We start from the raw sequence: 14,602 nt of genomic DNA on the forward strand, positions 1-14,602 counted from the left end.
GCCACGCTACTACACAGCCGCCGCCGCCGGGATGAATGCGAACAACTGCGGACCGGACGGGCGCTTGGGAGGCAGCGATGCGGGTCGATGTAGTGGTTGTGGGCGCGGGCGTCAGCGGCCTGACCGCCGCACGGCGGCTGCGCGCCGCCGGTCTGACCGTCACGGTGCTGGAAGCCAGGGACCGCGTCGGCGGGCGGGTGCGCACCCACCGGCCCGGCGACGGCGGTCCGGAGATGGAGCTGGGCGCCCAGGTCGTCCACGGCGACCGCAACCCCGTCTGGGACGTGCTCGAACCGGACGCGGCCGAGCCGGTGCGGCCCGGCAAGGCCCTCGTCGCCGCGGAGGGCAGGGTGCTGCCGCTGGGCGTGCTCGCCCGGCAGGGACAGCCGCCGTGGGCCGTCGAGCAGAGCCTGCTGCGCGACCCGGGCGAGGATGTGCCCGTCGCGGGGCGGCTCACCTCGGGCGACCAGGTCGAATGGCTGCGGCAGAACTGGGCGGCCGACCCCGGGTCGCTCAGCGCGGCGGGGATGGCCGCAGGACGCCGCGCCGATGACGTCGGCGAGGGCCGCTACGCCATACGCGGCGGATTCGACCGACTGGCCGGCACGCTCGCTCGCGGCCTCGACGTACGGCCCGGCAGCCCGGCCAGGAGCATCGCCTGGTCGCCGGGCCGGGTGGAGGCCCGTCTCGACGACGGCGCGGTGACGGCCGCGGCGGCGGTGGTGACCGTGCCCCCGCCCGTGGTCGCCGGCGGGGCGCTCACGATCGCGGACCTGCCGGACCGCAAGCGGGCGGCCGCCGAGTCGCTGCGCCTCGGCGACGCCTGGTGCGGGGTGGTGACGCTGTCGCGGCCCGCCCCCGAGTCGGCCGTCGTGTTCGACGCCGAGGGCGGCCTGGGCTTCGTCACCTGCACCGCCGGCAGCAGGCGCGTCCTGGTGGTGGCCAAGGCCGGGGCCGCGGCGCGGGCGCGCGAGGCGGCCCGCGAAGGGCCGCCCCCGCTGGGCCGGGTGCTGCCCTGGGCCGGGGACGCCCGGCCCGAGCACGTCGAGGCGGCCGACTGGGGAGCGGACGCCTGGGCGACCGGCGCGTTCACCTATCCCCGCGTCGGCGCCCTGTGGGCGCGGGCGGCGTGGGCGGAGCCGATGGGCGCGACGGTGTTCTTCGCCGGCGAGGCCACGGCCGCCGGCGTCCCGATGGTGCAGGCGGCCATGGCCAGCGGTGACCGCGCGGCCGGAGAGGTGCTGGAGGCGGTAGGGCGATGAAGGTGCACACGGGCTGGTATCTGCTGGCGTTCGAGGAGGAGCTCGCCGAGGGGCTGAACCCCCTGATGCTCGGCGGGCGCAGGCTGCTGGCCGTACGCGAGGGGCCGCGCGTCCGCGTGTTCGACGGGCTGTGCCCGCATCGGGGCGCCGCCCTGGGCCACGGCGGCACCCTGGACGGCGACTGCGTCATCTGCCCCTTCCACGGCAAGCGGGTGTCCCTCGGGGACACGGCGCGGCGCTGGTCGGTCGCCGAATACGCGGTCGAGCGGGCGGGCGCGGCGGTGTTCGTACGGCTGTCCGCGGACGACGACCGGGGCTTCCAGCGGGCCGTCAAGGAGGTGGCCGACGGCAACATCGTCGTGAGCGCGGTGATCCAGCCGGTGGCGGTCCCTTCGGAATACGTGGTGGAGAACGCCTTCGACGCCGAGCACTTCCACCAGGTGCACCTCGTGCCCCGCGTGGTCGGCATGCGGGTCTCGCCCGGTCCGGACGGCGAGATGGCCATCGAGGGGGAGTTCCGCACCAAGGCCCCGCCGTGGGAGCGGGAGCGCCGGCTCGACTTCGCCTCCCGGTTCTACGCCCGGGCCTTCAGCCCCAGCCTCGTCGTGACCGAGCTGGGCACCGGGGACGCGCCGTACACGATCATCACCGGCGCCGTGCCAACCCCGGACGGCTGCGTGGGGCGGGTCGCCATCGCGCTGCGGCCGGAGCGCGCGGAGGCGCTCGACGCGCTGGTCCACGGCGCGAAGTACGCCTTCGAGCAGGACCGCGTCGTCTGGGACCACCTCGATCCGGACGCGCCGCAGCGCTACGACGCCGGAGACCGGCCCGTGCTGGCCTTCCGCCGGTTCTGCGCCACCTTCGGCACCGTGCCGCCGGCCGGAACCGCCTCGGTGACCGGGGAGCTTGCGTGATGCGGGTGCACACGAGCGGGAGCGGCCCGGCCGTGCTGTGGATCCACGGCTACACGATGGACTCCACCACCTGGCGCGACCTGTGGGCGCTGCTGCCGGGCCGCCGGCACGTCGGAATCGACCTGCCGGGCCACGGAGGGTCGGGCCCGATGCGGCCCGGCACGACGCTGCCGGGCCTGGCGGCCCAGATCGCGGACGTCGCGCGGGCCGAGGGGGCTCGCGACGTCGTCGCCCTGTCGTTCGGGTCGCTGGCGGGGATCCAGCTCGCCGTGGACGCGCCCGACGTCGTACGGCGTCTCGTCGTGGCGGCCCCCACCATCGCGGGCGCCCCCAGCGAGCCGGGGACGGCCCCGCGCTACCGCGCGCTGATGGCGCTGCGGCGGGCCGGCGCGGACGGCGCCGCGCTGGCGGACGTCTGGATGTCCTCCCCGCCCGACATCTTCCGGGGCACCGAGGCGCACCCCCGGCTGCGGGCGAGCCTGCGGACGGTCATCGCCCGGCACGGCTGGGACGAGCTGCGCACCGGTTCGATGGCGGCGTTCCACCGGCACACGCACACCGACGAGGCGCTCGCCGCGATCGGGGCCGACACCCTGGTGCTCGTCGGGGACGCCGAGATGGCGACGTTCGCGGCCAACGCCGCGCGGCTGGGCGCGCTCGTGCCCCGCTGCCGGGTGGCCGAGATGGCGGACGCCGGTCACCTGTGCCTGATCGAACGCCCGGGGGCCGCCGCGCGGCTCATCCGGTCGCATCTGGAGAGGAGCCCGGTGGATGCCCAGGCGTGAGACGTACGCGCAGGGCTCGCCCTGCTGGGTGGACTACATGGCGGCCGACCCGGAGGGGGCGCGGGACTTCTACGCGGCCCTGTTCGGCTGGACCTTCGACGAGCCCGAGGAGTACGGCTACCGCCTGGCGCGGCGGGCCGGGGAGGTCGTCGGAGGGTTCGGCCAGGTGCCGCCGGGCCGAGGGCTGTCGGCCACCTGGAACACCTACCTGGCGGCGAAGGACGCCGACGCGGTGGCCGCGCGAGTGAAGGAGCTCGGCGGCGCGGTGGTGCTCGGGCCGCTCCCGGCCGGGGAGAACGGGCGGTTCCTGTTCGCGATCGACACGACGGGCGCGTCGGTCGGCTTCTGGCAGGGGCACTGGGCGGAGGGCATCGTCCTGGTCGACGAGTTCGGCGCGATCTGCGGTCACGAGCTGAGGGTGGCCGATCCCGGCGGCGCCCGCGCCTTCTACGCCGGGCTCTTCGGGGAGGAGACGGCGCCCGGACGGGAGGCGCGCGGTGTGCCGGCCGGCGCGTCCCCTCAGTGGGTGTCCTACTTCCTGGTGGACGACGTGCACTCGGCGGCCCTGGCCGCGCGACGAGCGGGCGGCGGGGTCGCCGAGGCGGGGGACGACGGGCGGGAGGCGGTGCTGCGCGACCCGTGGGGCGCGCTGTTCGGCGTCAGGGACGGCCGGTGCCGCTCCGGGGACGGAACCAGATGAAGAACGCGGCCACGAGGAGCGCGCCGACGATCACGACGACCGTGCCCACGGTCGTGTCGATCATCAGTGACACGACGACCGCGACCGCGTAGACCAGCGGCACGATGAGGCGGATGTTGGTCAGTCCCATGACGGCTCCCCGGAAGAAAAAGAATGCGCCGAACGCATCATCGGCCATCTTTCCGGGGGCCGTCCAGCGTGGTTCCGGTTATTACGTATCCCGATTCGGAAGCGTACGTATACGTATTGCGGGGGTCAGATATTCAGGCCGGGCCGCAGCACGAGCAGATAGAACGCCACCACGGCGGCGTAGCCGGCGAACGCCCAAAGAGGAAGCCGCCAGCCCGCGTCCGTCCGTTCCTCGCGTTCGTACGGCCGGCCCGCGTTGAGCGTCATGAATCCGACCAGCGCCATTCCCGGCCCCCAGCAGCCGAGAATGCCGTAGAAAACCACCTCGGGGTCGCCGCCGAGCCCGGCGGGCACCAGCAGCGCCAGGCCGATCAGGTAGGGGATCCACAGGCGGGTCACGGACGCCTTGCGGTCGCGCGGCGTGTCCAGCGGCACGCTCGCGGGCAGCGAGTCGAGATACATGCGGCTGAGCGGCCGGGTGACCAGATAGAGGAGCCCCATCCCGGCGGCGGTGACGAGGAACTGCACGGCGACGGGCACGTTGTAGAGCCGCGCCACGACGCCGGTGTCGCCCACCGTGAGCAGCGGCATGACCACCAGATAGCCCAGGAACGCCGTGATGCCGGTCATCGCCAGCCACATGAGCAGCAGGCGGGCATAGGAGGGTCCGCGCCGGCGATACAGCGCCCAGCAGACGAGGCCCGTGACGAGGCTGCCGATCGGGCCGCTTGCGGCCACGAGGGCCTCCTGCGCCCGTTCGGGCGAGGGCACGTGCAACTCGACGAACTGGCCGATGGCAGGATGGAAGCCCAGCGCGCGGGCGGCCAGGGCGTGCGACCCCTCGTGCAGGAACACCTCGACGAGTTGTGCCGTCGCGTACGACAGGGCAAGCGGTCCCCATGCCGCGCGGACGGAGGGGGTGGGGGGAGCGGCGGCGTCCTGCCGGGCCGCCGGAATGTCGGGGGGCTCGTCATCCTGTCATGGAACCAGAACCCGCAGACGCGGTCCAAGCGCTTTCCCGCGATTGGAATTTAATTCCAATAGGAGTGGAACTCGTTCTAGCGGAAGACGGCGGCTCACCCATCGTGCATATCCGCCTTACCCGAGGGTGTGGACGGTGTGTCGCCGGATTTTCGTAGCCGGCGGAAGGAAATTCTAGAAACCCGCCAGCAGCCGGTCGGCCGCGATCTCGATCCGGTGCTGGATCTGCTCGTAGGTGCGCCGGCCGCGCAGCATCTCCAGCAACTCCTGCACCCAGACACCCGCCAGGGAGCCGGTGAGGGCGAGCTGGTCCTCCGGAGGAAGGCTCACCGTGCGGCCGTCGGCCGCGACGCGCAGCAACAGGCTCGCCATCCGGTCGCCGAACGGCGCCTCCACCTCCGCCATGATCAGGGAGCGGATGAGCGCGTCGGCGAGCTCCGGCTCGCGCATCAGGCCCCGCGTGGCCCGCATCAGCACGTCGACCGCGCGGCCGGCGGGGTTGGCGGCCTGCGGCGGACGCCGCTCGATGCTGGACTCCAGCAGGTCGATCTCCTCGCCGACCACCGCGACGACCAGGTCCATCTTTGACGGGAAGTAGCGATAGAGCGTTCCCAGGGCGACGCCCGCGCGCTCGGCGACCGTGCGCATCTGCATCGCCTCGACGCCTCCGCGGGAGGCGAGGGCGGCCGCCGCCTGGACGATGCGCCGGCGCCGTTGGTGCTGGCTCCGGGTGCGGACCCCGGGGGGTGGCCGGGGCCGGATGGCTGCCCGCGGAGGAGGGGCCTTCGGGAAGCGGTGGCGGAGCGTCGGCGACTGCATGCGAAGTGCGCATAGGAACACGTTATCTGATTTCCGTCCCTTCCGGATGGTTACCCGTCGGTCACAAAGGCGCTGGCGGCTTTATGACTTTCTTGTTTCGGCCGTGCGTCGCCGCCGGTTCGTGAGCCGCCCTCTGGACAGGGATTAGAATCCGTTCTAGTTTGCGGTTCTGGGCGGGGTTCCCGCCCCGCAGGCAGGTCCGTGGAACACGCGGGAGGTCCGGTGGACTTCGATCTCGACGAGACCCATGCCGAGGTGCGCGCGCTTGCCGCGTCGGTGCTGGAGCGGGAGGCGGACCAGGCCAGGATCGAGGCGCACGAGCGCGGCGGCCGGCCGTACGACGCGGGGGCGTGGAAGGCACTGGCCCAGGCGGGCCTGCTCGGCGTGTGCCTGCCGCCCGAAGCGGGCGGCGCCGGGCTCGGCCCGCTCGCGATGGCGGTGATCCTGCGCGAGGTGGGGGCGCGTGTCGCGCCGGTTCCCGCGCTGCCCGGCCTCGTCGCCGCGCTGACCGTCGCCGGGCACGGCACGGACGCCCAGCGCCGGGCGCTCGCGCCGTTCGCCGAAGGAGACGAGGTGCTCACCGTCGCCTTCCGCGAGGCCGGGGCGGGCCCGGGCGACCCGCCCGCCGCGATCGCCGAGGACGGAAGGATCACCGGGCGGCCCGGCGTCGTCCCGTACGCCGCCGAGGCGTCGGCCGTCCTCGTGCCCGCGCGGTCGGGGGACGGGGACGCGCTGTTCCTCGTGCGGCCCGCGGACGCGCGGCTGCTGCCGGTCCCGACGGCGACCGGGGAGCCCGCGGCCGCGGTCGTCCTGGAGGACGCGCCGGGCGAGATGGTGGGGGAGCACGACGGCGCGGCCGTCGCCGCGTTGAGGCTGAACACCCTGGCCGCGGTGACCGCGGCCGCCTCCGGGGTCCTCGCGGGCGCGCTCGCGCTGACCAAGGGACACATCGCCGCGCGCCGGCAGTTCGACCGGGTGCTCGCCGAGTTTCAGGCCGTGACCATGCAGATCGCCGACGTCTACATCGCCGCACGCGCGCTCGACGTCGCCATGTGGACGGGAGCGTGGCGGCTGGGCGAGGGGCTGCCGGCGGAGCGGGATCTGGCCGTCGCCGCCCACACCGCGGCCGGGGACGCCGTACGCGCGCTCTACACCTGCCAGCACCTGCACGGCGGCATCGGTCTCGACCTGACCTATCCGCTGCATCGCTACTTCGGCATGGGCAAGCACCTCGCCCATCTGCTGGGCGGCGAGCAGGCCCAGCTCGACCTGATCGGAGCGCTGATCTGATGTTCATCGAGCTGACGGCGGAGCAGCGGCGGCTCCGCGACGACCTGCGCGACTACTTCGCGTCGTGCCTGACCCCCGAGCAGCGCGCCGAGATCGCCCGCGACCCGTTCGGCGAGGCGTACACGGCGCACTGCCGCAGGCTGGGCCGCGACGGCAAGCTCGGCCTCGGCTGGCCGAAGGAGTACGGCGGGGGCGGATACGGCCCGGTGGAGCAGCAGATCTTCGCCAACGAGGTCGCCAGGGCCGAGGTGCCCTACCCGCTGATCACGCTGCAGACGGTCGGCCCGACGCTGATGCGCTATGGCACGGACGCGCAGAAGGAGTTCTTCCTGCCGCGCATCCTCGCCGGGGAGTGTCACTTCGCGATCGGCTACACCGAGCCCGAGGCGGGCACCGACCTGGCCTCGCTGCGGACGACGGCGCTGCGCGACGGCGACCACTACGTGGTCAACGGCCAGAAGGTGTTCACCTCGGGCGCGCACCACGCCGACTACGTCTGGCTGGCGGCGCGCACCGATGCGGCGGCGAAGAAACACCGCGGGATCACCATGATGATCGTCGACTGTACGGACCCCGGGTTCTCCTGGACGCCGATCGTCACGATGGACGGCCGCCACCACACCAACGCGACGTACTACTCGGACGTGCGGGTCCCGCTCGACATGGTCGTCGGCGAGGTGGACAAGGGCTGGGACCTGATCGTCAGCCAGCTCAACCACGAACGCGTCACGCTCGGGCCCGCCGGCGCCATCGGGCACACCCTCGACCGCTTCGCCCGCTGGGCGAAGACCAGCCGGGGACGCGACGGCGTGCCGCTGTGGGACCACCCCGGCGTACGGCGGGCCGTCGCCGAGGTGTACGCGTACTTCCGCACCAACGAGCTGCTCAACTGGCAGGTCGCGGCGTCGATGGACCTCGGCTGGCTGGGCGCGCCCGACGCGTCGGCCACCAAGATCTACGCCTCCGAGCGGGTGCAGGAGGTCGGCCGGATCGTCGGCGACACGCTGGCCCGCTTCGGCGACCCCTACGACGAGGAGACGCGCGACCTGATCGAGCGGGTGGACCGGGGCGTCAAGGGCGGCCTCGTGCTCACCTTCGGCGGCGGCGTCAACGAGGTCCAGCGGGAGTTGATCGCCATGCTCGGGCTCGGGCTGCCCAAACCGCCACGGTGAGCGCCCGCCCGGCGGCGCTTTGCGGGGCTCCAGGCGTTCCGGGCGTTCCGGGCGTTCCGGGCGTTCCGGGCGTTGCGGGGATCAGGGCGTGAAGACCGTCGGCACGTTGAAGAAGACGACCAGCGCGATGATCAGGCAGATCAGGATGCCGACGGCCTCCCACAGCCAGTCGTAGTGCCGGTCGCCCTTGCCCCGCCGGCCCTTGCGGATGGCGTTGCCCGTGCCCTTGCTCGTGCCCTTGCTCGTGCCCTTGCGCGTCGCGCTGCCCGCGCTCTTGCCGGTGCTCTTGCTCTTGCTCTTGTTCGCGCCGCTGCCGCCGGACGCCCGGCCGGCGTGCCTTCGGGCCGGACGGCTCGGGGCGGCGGGCCGGGGCACGGAGAGCGCCGCGACGACCGGGTGGACCAGGACGTCGTTCTCCGCCGCGGACGCCTCGACGGCCCGCGCGCCGTACGTCTCCGCCGGCTTCACCGGCTCCACCGTCGGCTCCTCGGCCGGTCGCGCGGCCTCCCGCGGCGCGGGAGCGAACGCACCCGCAGGGGAGGACGCAGGGGAGGCGGCAGGGGAGGCGGCAGGGGAGGGGGCGGGGAAAAGCGCTTCGGAGGGCGGCGTCAGCGGAGGTTCGTCGGCCGGCTCCTCGATCCGAGGGAAGCCGGACGCCGCCTCGGTCTTCGGGAAGGCGCCGGTGAACTCGCCGGTGAACTCGGTGGTGGACGCGGTGGTGGACTCGGCCGGTCGCGACGTGTCCGAGGGATCGGCCGTACGGAACGCGTCGAAGGGCACGGCGAAGCGGAGCGTGTCGAACAACGCGTCCAGCGGCTCCGCCGGGTGGGACGTGCCGGCGGCCTCGGAGGCGTCAAGGGGCTCCGCCGGGCGTGGTGCGGTGCCGAAGGCGTCGAGGGGCTCGGCGGGGCCGGACGTGTGCGAGGCGGCTCCGAAAGCGTCGAACGACTCAGTGGGCCGTGCCGTGCCGAATGCGTCGAAGGGCGGCTCCGCAGGGCGGTGCGCCGTGCCGAAGGCATCGAACGGTTCGGTGGGCTGCGCGGTGCCGAAGGGGTCGAACGGTTCCGCGGGACGGGGCGTGCCGGACGTCCCGAAGGCGTCGAAGGGGCGTGCGGCCGTGCCGAAGGCCTCGAACGGATCCGTACGGGGAGGGGCGGCGGTGCCGAAGGCGTCGAACGGCTCGGGAGCGGGGGCGACGTCCGGAGCGGATGGCGGCGCGGCGGGCGCGGCGGGCGTGGCCTGCGTAATCTGCGCGGCGGGCGTAATCTGCGCGGCCTGCGCGGCTTCCTGAGGGGACGCCTGCGGCTCCACCGGGGCGGTCAGGGCCGCCGGCCGCTCCGCCGGCCGCTCCGCCGGCCGCTCCGCGGGCGCGGACCGCCCGGCGCGCTTCCTGCGCAGCCGGCCCTCGCCGAGCGAGTTGAGCAGCGCCCCGCGCAGCCGCGGCATGGGCTCGGTCGTCGCCTCGTGCTTCGCCTTGCGCCGGGAGCCCTGCGGCTGCCCGATGGAGTCGGCCTTGACGACGCACGTGTTGGTGACCTGGTCGGGGTCGCTGAGCGGCAGCGGCCAGGTCGGGGTGGTCGGCCACAGCCTCTTGGTGACCAGCCCCGACGACTTCTCGCCCCCCGTCGTGGCGCTCCCCGGCTCGTCGTACGGCAGCGCCGTCAGCACCCGGTCGCGTACGGACGCGGCCGGGCGGCGCCAGGGCAGCCGGGCCAGCACGTCGCCGAGCGGGGAGACGCCGATGGCGTCGTAGACCTCCGCGACGCCGGCGGGCACGAACGGCGCCGACCTCGCGGCGGTCACCGCAGTCTCCAGCGTCTGGGCGAAGCGGCGCGTCGCTCCCGCGATCAGCTCCTCGGCGGTGTCGGCCGCGACGTCGAGGACGACCGACAGCTCGTGCGCCGTCAGGCCGCACACCTCCGCCAGGAGCAGGACCTCGCGCTGGTGTGGCCGGATGTCACGGAACACCCGCTCGATCAAGGAGGTGGCGGGGTCGGCGACCGAGTCGACGGCCGGCATCGCGTAGCTGACGTCGCGGCGGTAGATCTCCCGCCGGCCCAGCGCGTACAGCGCGGCGCGCGAGGGCGGCTCGGCGGTCGGCACGGTGGTGAAGACGGCCACCACGGCGTCGGAGGCGGACGCCGTCTCGCCGAGCTGGTCATGGCAGTACGCGAACAACCCCGCCGCGTGACGCTCGTAGAGCTCGGCGATGAGCTCGCTCCTGGAGCGCAGACCGGTGAGCGGTGCAGTCACGACCGGCTCCTCTGAGTTTCTTGGCTGGTCCGTTCTGAGGGACGCGGCGGAGGGACGGGAGAGGCGTGAGAGTAATCATGCCAACACATCACCGCGTCACGCATCATGAGATGCCCTATTGATAGATATCTAGGCCCGGATTTCGGGTGTTCCCGCCGTAGGCTGACCGGCGGGTGTTGTGTCCGAATCGGGGCGCGTTGGATATCCGAGGGGTTCAGAGGGAAGAGCGAGGGGGCCTCCCGGTGTTGGGTTGATCGCACACTCTTTCGAAGGGCGAGATGGCGTGATCACGTTCGAAGACGTCACCAAGCGCTACCGGGACGGGACGGTGGCCGTGGACGAGCTCAGCTTGGAGGTGCCCAACGGTGCGATCACCGTGTTCGTGGGCCCATCCGGCTGCGGCAAGACCACGTCGCTGCGGATGATCAATCGCATGATCGACGCCACCTCCGGCCGCATCACCCTGGACGGTCAGGACGTGCGCGAGATCGACCCGCCCACGCTCCGGCGCGGCATCGGGTATGTGATCCAGCAGGCGGGCCTGTTCCCGCACCGCAAGATCGTGGACAACGTCGCGACGGTGCCCTACCTGCTGGGCTGGAACAAGAAGAAGGCACGCGCCCGCGCGATGGAGCTGCTCGACCTGGTCGGGCTCGACCCTGGCCTGGCCGATCGCTATCCCTTTCAGCTTTCGGGCGGGCAGCAGCAGCGCGTCGGCGTGGCCCGGGCGCTCGCGGCCGACCCTCCGGTGCTGCTCATGGACGAGCCGTTCAGCGCCGTCGACCCGATCGTGCGGGCCAGTCTCCAGGACGAGCTGCTGCGGCTGCAGTCGGAGCTGCGCAAGACGATCGTGTTCGTCACCCACGACATCGACGAGGCGGTCAAGCTCGGCGACACGGTGGCCGTCATGCGTGTCGGCGGGCGGCTGGCCCAGATGGCCGGCCCGGCCACGCTGCTCACCGAGCCCGCCGACGACTTCGTCCGCGAGTTCCTCGGCCGCGACCGCGGCATCCGGCGGCTCTCGTTCATCTCGGCCAAAGAGGTACGCCTGCGCCCGGCGCCGTCCGATCTGGTGACCGACGAGGACGGCAGGCCGCTCGGCTGGCGCACCGCGGAGGGGCTCGCGGCCCACGGCACCTTCAATCCGGAGACCGACTCGCTGCGCGCGGCACTCGACGCGGCGCTGCTGTCGGCCAACGGCACCGCGGTGGCCGTGGACGAGGAGGGCCGCGTGCGCGGCGTGGCCGGCCGGGACGCGATCGACGAACTACTCGCCGAGTACGCGCCGCCCGCCGCAGGCCCCGCACCCGGAGCTTCAAGGGGCGGCACCTCCGAGGGGGCGCCCACGTGACCGACGAGCCCCTCGTCCGCTGGGACTGGATCGCGCGCAACTGGGCCAACGGCGGCCCCACCGCGATCAGCGCCCTGCTGGAGAACCACGTCGTGATGGCCTTCCTGCCCGTGCTGTTCGGGCTGGTCGTGGCCCTGCCGCTGGGCCTGGCCTGCGTGCGCTGGCGCTGGCTCTACCAGCCGACCGCCGCGCTGATGAACGTCACCTACTCACTGCCGTCCCTCGTGCTGTTCTCGATCTTCCTGTCGATCACCGGGCTCACCCGGTCGACCGTCGTCATCCCGCTGACGTTCTTCGCGCTCGCGGTGCTGATCCCCGCCGTGGTGGACGGCCTGGCCTCGGTGCCCGACTCCGTGAGGCAGTCGGCGGTGGCGATGGGGTTCCGGCCCGCGCGCCGGCTGCTGCGGGTCGAGCTGCCGGTCGCGGTGCCGGTGGTGCTGGCCGGGCTGCGGGTCGCGACCGTGTCGAGCATCAGCCTGGTCAGCGTGGGCGCGCTCATCGGCCAGGGCGGGCTGGGCAACCTGTTCATCGACGGCTGGCAGCGGCAGTTCTACACGCCGATCGTGGTCGGGATCGCGCTCATCGTCCTGCTCGCCGTGCTCGCCGACGGGCTGCTCGTGCTCGCCCAGCGGCTGCTGACCCCCTGGTCCCGGGCGAGGAGGACGGCGTGAACTGGCTGGCCGGCTTCTTCGGCGACGCGGCGCACTGGTCGGGCCCGGACGGCATCCCGGTCCGGCTGCTCGAACACCTGGAGTTCTCGGCCGCGGCCTTCCTCGTCGCGGCGCTGATCGCCGTGCCGCTCGGCATGCTCATCGGCCACACGGGCCGCGGCGCGCTGCTCGTCGTGGTCGCGGCGAACGCCGCCCGGGCGCTGCCGACGCTCGGCCTGCTCGTGCTCGTGGTGCTGCTGGCGGGCGTGGGGACCGTCCTGCCGGTGCTGATCCCGCTGATCGTGCTCGCGGTGCCGCCCATCCTGGTGAACACGTACGAGGGCGTGCGGGGGGTGGACGCCGACCTGCGCGACGCGGCGTACGGCATGGGCCTGCGCGGGCGTCAGGTGCTGTTCCGCACGCTGACCCCGGTCGCGCTGCCGCTGATCCTGCTGGGCCTGCGCCTCGCCGCCATCCAGGTCGTCTCGACCGCCACCGTGGCGGCGTTCGTGGGGCTGGGCGGCCTCGGCCGGTTCATCATCGACGGCCTGGCGACCAAGACCTATGCGGATGTGGTCGGGGGAGCGGTCCTGGTGGCCGCGCTCGCCCTGGCCGTCCAGTTCGCCTTCGTCCTGCTCGACCGGGCGGTCGTCTCGCCCGGTGTCCGCCAGGTCCGCTAATCTCGATTTTATCCCCCTATAATGAAGGGATTTTTTTGGTATGAGGCGTATCTTCGGCGTCGCGGCGGTCGCACTGACCGCGGCGCTCACGTTATCGGCCTGCGGGAGCTCCGACCCGCTCTCCACGACCGCGTCCGCCGCCCCGTCGGCGTCGGGCTCGGGCGACGCCGCCGCCGCGAAGGTCGTCGTCGGCTCCTTCAACTTCCCCGAGAGCGTCCTGCTCGCCTCGATGTACGCCCAGGCCCTCCAGGCCAAGGGGGTCACGGTCGAGGAGAAGCCCAACATCGGCAGCCGCGAGGTCGTCTACGACCAGGTCAAGGGCGGCGGCCTGACCGTGCTGCCCGAATATGCCGGGTCGCTGCTGGCGTTCATCGACAAGTCGAGCACCGCCAGGACCAAGGACGAGATCCTCGCGGGCCTGAAGGCCAAGCTGCCCCCGGAGCTGGAGATCCTGGAACCGGCGGCGGCCGAGGACAACAACTCGCTCACGGTCACCAAGGCCACGGCCGACAAATACCAGCTCAGCACCATTGAAGACCTCGTCAAGGTGGCGAAGGACTTCGTGGTCGGCGGCCCGCCGGAGTTCAAGCAGCGCCAGGAGGAGAACTTCAAGAGCGTCTACGGCCTGGAGTTCAAGCAGTGGAAGCCCACCGGCGACACCACCGCTGACGCGATCAAGAGCGGCACGGTCCAGGTGGGCAACGTGTTCACCACCGACCCCAAGATCGTGCTGAACGACCTCGTGCCGCTGCAGGACAACAAGAACGCCTTCGGCTCCGAGAACGTGACGCCCCTCGTCTACAAGGCCGGGGTGAACGACACCGTCACCTCCACGCTGAACGCGGTCTCCGCCAAGCTGGACACCCAGACGCTGGTCACCCTGATGAAGCGCATCGCCGTCGACAAGGACGACCCGCCCGTGGTGGCCAAGGACTGGCTCACCCAGAACGGCCTGGTCTGACAGCGACCACGTAGCCGAACGCCTCCCGGCCGGAGCATTACTCGTGTTCCCCACCGGGAGGCGTTCGTCTGTCCGGACCGGACGGCGCTCGACCCGGCGCGGTTTCCGCTCGCCGGTGCCAGTGCCAGTGCCAGTGCCAGTGCCAGTGCCAGTGCCAGTGCCAGTGCCGGTGCCGGTGCCGGTGTCGGCCGGTCGGGCATCCCCGGCGCCCTGCCTTCGCCCCGGCCACTCGGGGTCGGAGACCTCCGTCACCTGCACCCCGTCCAGGTCGAGCCCTGCCCACCGGCCTGCGTCCAGCGTGAGGATGCCGGCCCCCCGCCAGCCGAGCGAGCATCGCCGTGTGCGCGTCCTCCCACAGCGGCCTGCCGTCGCCGGTCAGCCGCGCCGCGGCCTGCCCGAGTTCGAGCGCGTCGCCGAAGTCGCCCAGCGGACCGTACGCGGCGGGTTCCGCCGCGTGGCCCCGGTCAGGCGATGGCGGTCAGAGCGGTGGAGCGGGCCGTGACGAGGGCGCGCAGGGCGTTCTCGGTGGCCTGGTCGGCCGGGGTGAGGACGAACAGGCGCGAACGCCACCCCCGCCCTGGCCTCCTTCGCCCTGTCCTCCCACGTCATCGGCTACGCCCGCATCACCGCGACCGCCAAGCGCTGAGAACGCTCC

Annotated in this window: 15 protein-coding genes; 11 read left to right on the top strand and 4 right to left on the bottom strand. The window is 72.9% G+C overall.

All coding sequences use genetic code 11. The features are described from left to right. The first annotated feature begins 35 nt into the window (after nucleotides 1-35). From FLX08_RS13810 to FLX08_RS13825, 4 genes are read left to right on the top strand one after another with little or no spacing between them, the layout of a single operon-like run. Nucleotides 36-1,262: a flavin monoamine oxidase family protein gene (locus tag FLX08_RS13810; protein ID WP_142619236.1), complete on the top strand. Its 1,227-nt coding sequence runs from the start codon at nucleotides 36-38 to the stop codon at nucleotides 1,260-1,262. Continuing rightward, the gene (locus FLX08_RS13815) at nucleotides 1,259-2,176 is read left to right on the top strand and encodes a Rieske 2Fe-2S domain-containing protein (protein WP_142619237.1); all 918 of its coding nucleotides are present in this window, start codon (nucleotides 1,259-1,261) and stop codon (nucleotides 2,174-2,176) included. The genes FLX08_RS13810 and FLX08_RS13815 overlap by 4 nt, the downstream gene beginning before the upstream one ends. Beyond that, nucleotides 2,176-2,961, top strand: a complete 786-nt coding sequence (locus FLX08_RS13820; RefSeq protein ID WP_244312631.1) for an alpha/beta fold hydrolase — start codon at nucleotides 2,176-2,178, stop codon at nucleotides 2,959-2,961. Before FLX08_RS13815 ends, FLX08_RS13820 begins: the two co-directional genes overlap by 1 nt. Next, nucleotides 2,948-3,661, top strand: a complete 714-nt coding sequence (locus tag FLX08_RS13825) for a VOC family protein (protein ID WP_142619239.1) — start codon at nucleotides 2,948-2,950, stop codon at nucleotides 3,659-3,661. Before FLX08_RS13820 ends, FLX08_RS13825 begins: the two co-directional genes overlap by 14 nt. On the opposite strand, the gene FLX08_RS40575 is transcribed toward FLX08_RS13825, so the two are convergent. The 3 genes from FLX08_RS40575 to FLX08_RS13835 form a co-directional block, all read right to left on the bottom strand. Then, nucleotides 3,621-3,791, bottom strand: coding sequence for a hypothetical protein (locus FLX08_RS40575; RefSeq protein ID WP_167530404.1), 171 nt, complete (start codon nucleotides 3,789-3,791; stop codon nucleotides 3,621-3,623). The two genes, FLX08_RS13825 and FLX08_RS40575, sit on opposite strands and share 41 nt — an antisense overlap. Before the next feature lie 125 nt (nucleotides 3,792-3,916). After that, complete coding sequence (locus FLX08_RS13830; protein WP_142619240.1) at nucleotides 3,917-4,645, bottom strand: zinc metalloprotease; 729 nt, start codon at nucleotides 4,643-4,645, stop codon at nucleotides 3,917-3,919. A 300-nt stretch (nucleotides 4,646-4,945) separates the two neighbouring features. Then, on the bottom strand, nucleotides 4,946-5,590 hold the full coding sequence (locus FLX08_RS13835; protein WP_142619241.1) for a TetR family transcriptional regulator: 645 nt from the start codon (nucleotides 5,588-5,590) through the stop codon (nucleotides 4,946-4,948). A 222-nt stretch (nucleotides 5,591-5,812) separates the two neighbouring features. Between FLX08_RS13835 and FLX08_RS13840 the strand changes: the two genes are divergently transcribed. After that, entirely contained in the window at nucleotides 5,813-6,880 is a 1,068-nt protein-coding gene (locus FLX08_RS13840) for an acyl-CoA dehydrogenase family protein (protein WP_142619242.1), read from the top strand. Beyond that, nucleotides 6,880-8,052, top strand: coding sequence for an acyl-CoA dehydrogenase family protein (locus tag FLX08_RS13845; RefSeq protein WP_142619243.1), 1,173 nt, complete (start codon nucleotides 6,880-6,882; stop codon nucleotides 8,050-8,052). The genes FLX08_RS13840 and FLX08_RS13845 overlap by 1 nt, the downstream gene beginning before the upstream one ends. An 81-nt stretch (nucleotides 8,053-8,133) precedes the next feature. On the opposite strand, the gene FLX08_RS42925 is transcribed toward FLX08_RS13845, so the two are convergent. After that, nucleotides 8,134-10,305, bottom strand: coding sequence for an RNA polymerase sigma factor (locus FLX08_RS42925; RefSeq protein ID WP_142619244.1), 2,172 nt, complete (start codon nucleotides 10,303-10,305; stop codon nucleotides 8,134-8,136). 283 nt (nucleotides 10,306-10,588) lie between these two features. Between FLX08_RS42925 and FLX08_RS13855 the strand changes: the two genes are divergently transcribed. The 5 genes from FLX08_RS13855 to FLX08_RS40580 all read left to right on the top strand — a co-directional run bounded on the left by FLX08_RS13855 (nucleotide 10,589) and on the right by FLX08_RS40580 (nucleotide 14,449). Further along, nucleotides 10,589-11,656: an ABC transporter ATP-binding protein gene (locus tag FLX08_RS13855; protein ID WP_142619245.1), complete on the top strand. Its 1,068-nt coding sequence runs from the start codon at nucleotides 10,589-10,591 to the stop codon at nucleotides 11,654-11,656. Continuing rightward, entirely contained in the window at nucleotides 11,653-12,327 is a 675-nt protein-coding gene (locus tag FLX08_RS13860; RefSeq protein ID WP_142619246.1) for an ABC transporter permease, read from the top strand. The genes FLX08_RS13855 and FLX08_RS13860 overlap by 4 nt, the downstream gene beginning before the upstream one ends. Continuing rightward, nucleotides 12,324-12,986: an ABC transporter permease gene (locus tag FLX08_RS13865; protein ID WP_142619247.1), complete on the top strand. Its 663-nt coding sequence runs from the start codon at nucleotides 12,324-12,326 to the stop codon at nucleotides 12,984-12,986. The genes FLX08_RS13860 and FLX08_RS13865 overlap by 4 nt, the downstream gene beginning before the upstream one ends. A 40-nt stretch (nucleotides 12,987-13,026) precedes the next feature. After that, nucleotides 13,027-13,947 carry an ABC transporter substrate-binding protein gene (locus FLX08_RS13870; RefSeq protein ID WP_142619248.1) on the top strand — a complete coding sequence of 307 codons (921 nt, stop codon included), beginning with the start codon at nucleotides 13,027-13,029 and terminating at the stop codon, nucleotides 13,945-13,947. 340 nt (nucleotides 13,948-14,287) lie between these two features. After that, nucleotides 14,288-14,449, top strand: a complete 162-nt coding sequence (locus tag FLX08_RS40580) for a hypothetical protein (RefSeq protein WP_167530405.1) — start codon at nucleotides 14,288-14,290, stop codon at nucleotides 14,447-14,449. The last annotated feature ends 153 nt before the right edge of the window (nucleotides 14,450-14,602 follow it).

The sequence above is a fragment of the Microbispora hainanensis genome, from assembly GCF_006874475.1.
Lineage (GTDB): Bacteria > Actinomycetota > Actinomycetes > Streptosporangiales > Streptosporangiaceae > Microbispora > Microbispora hainanensis.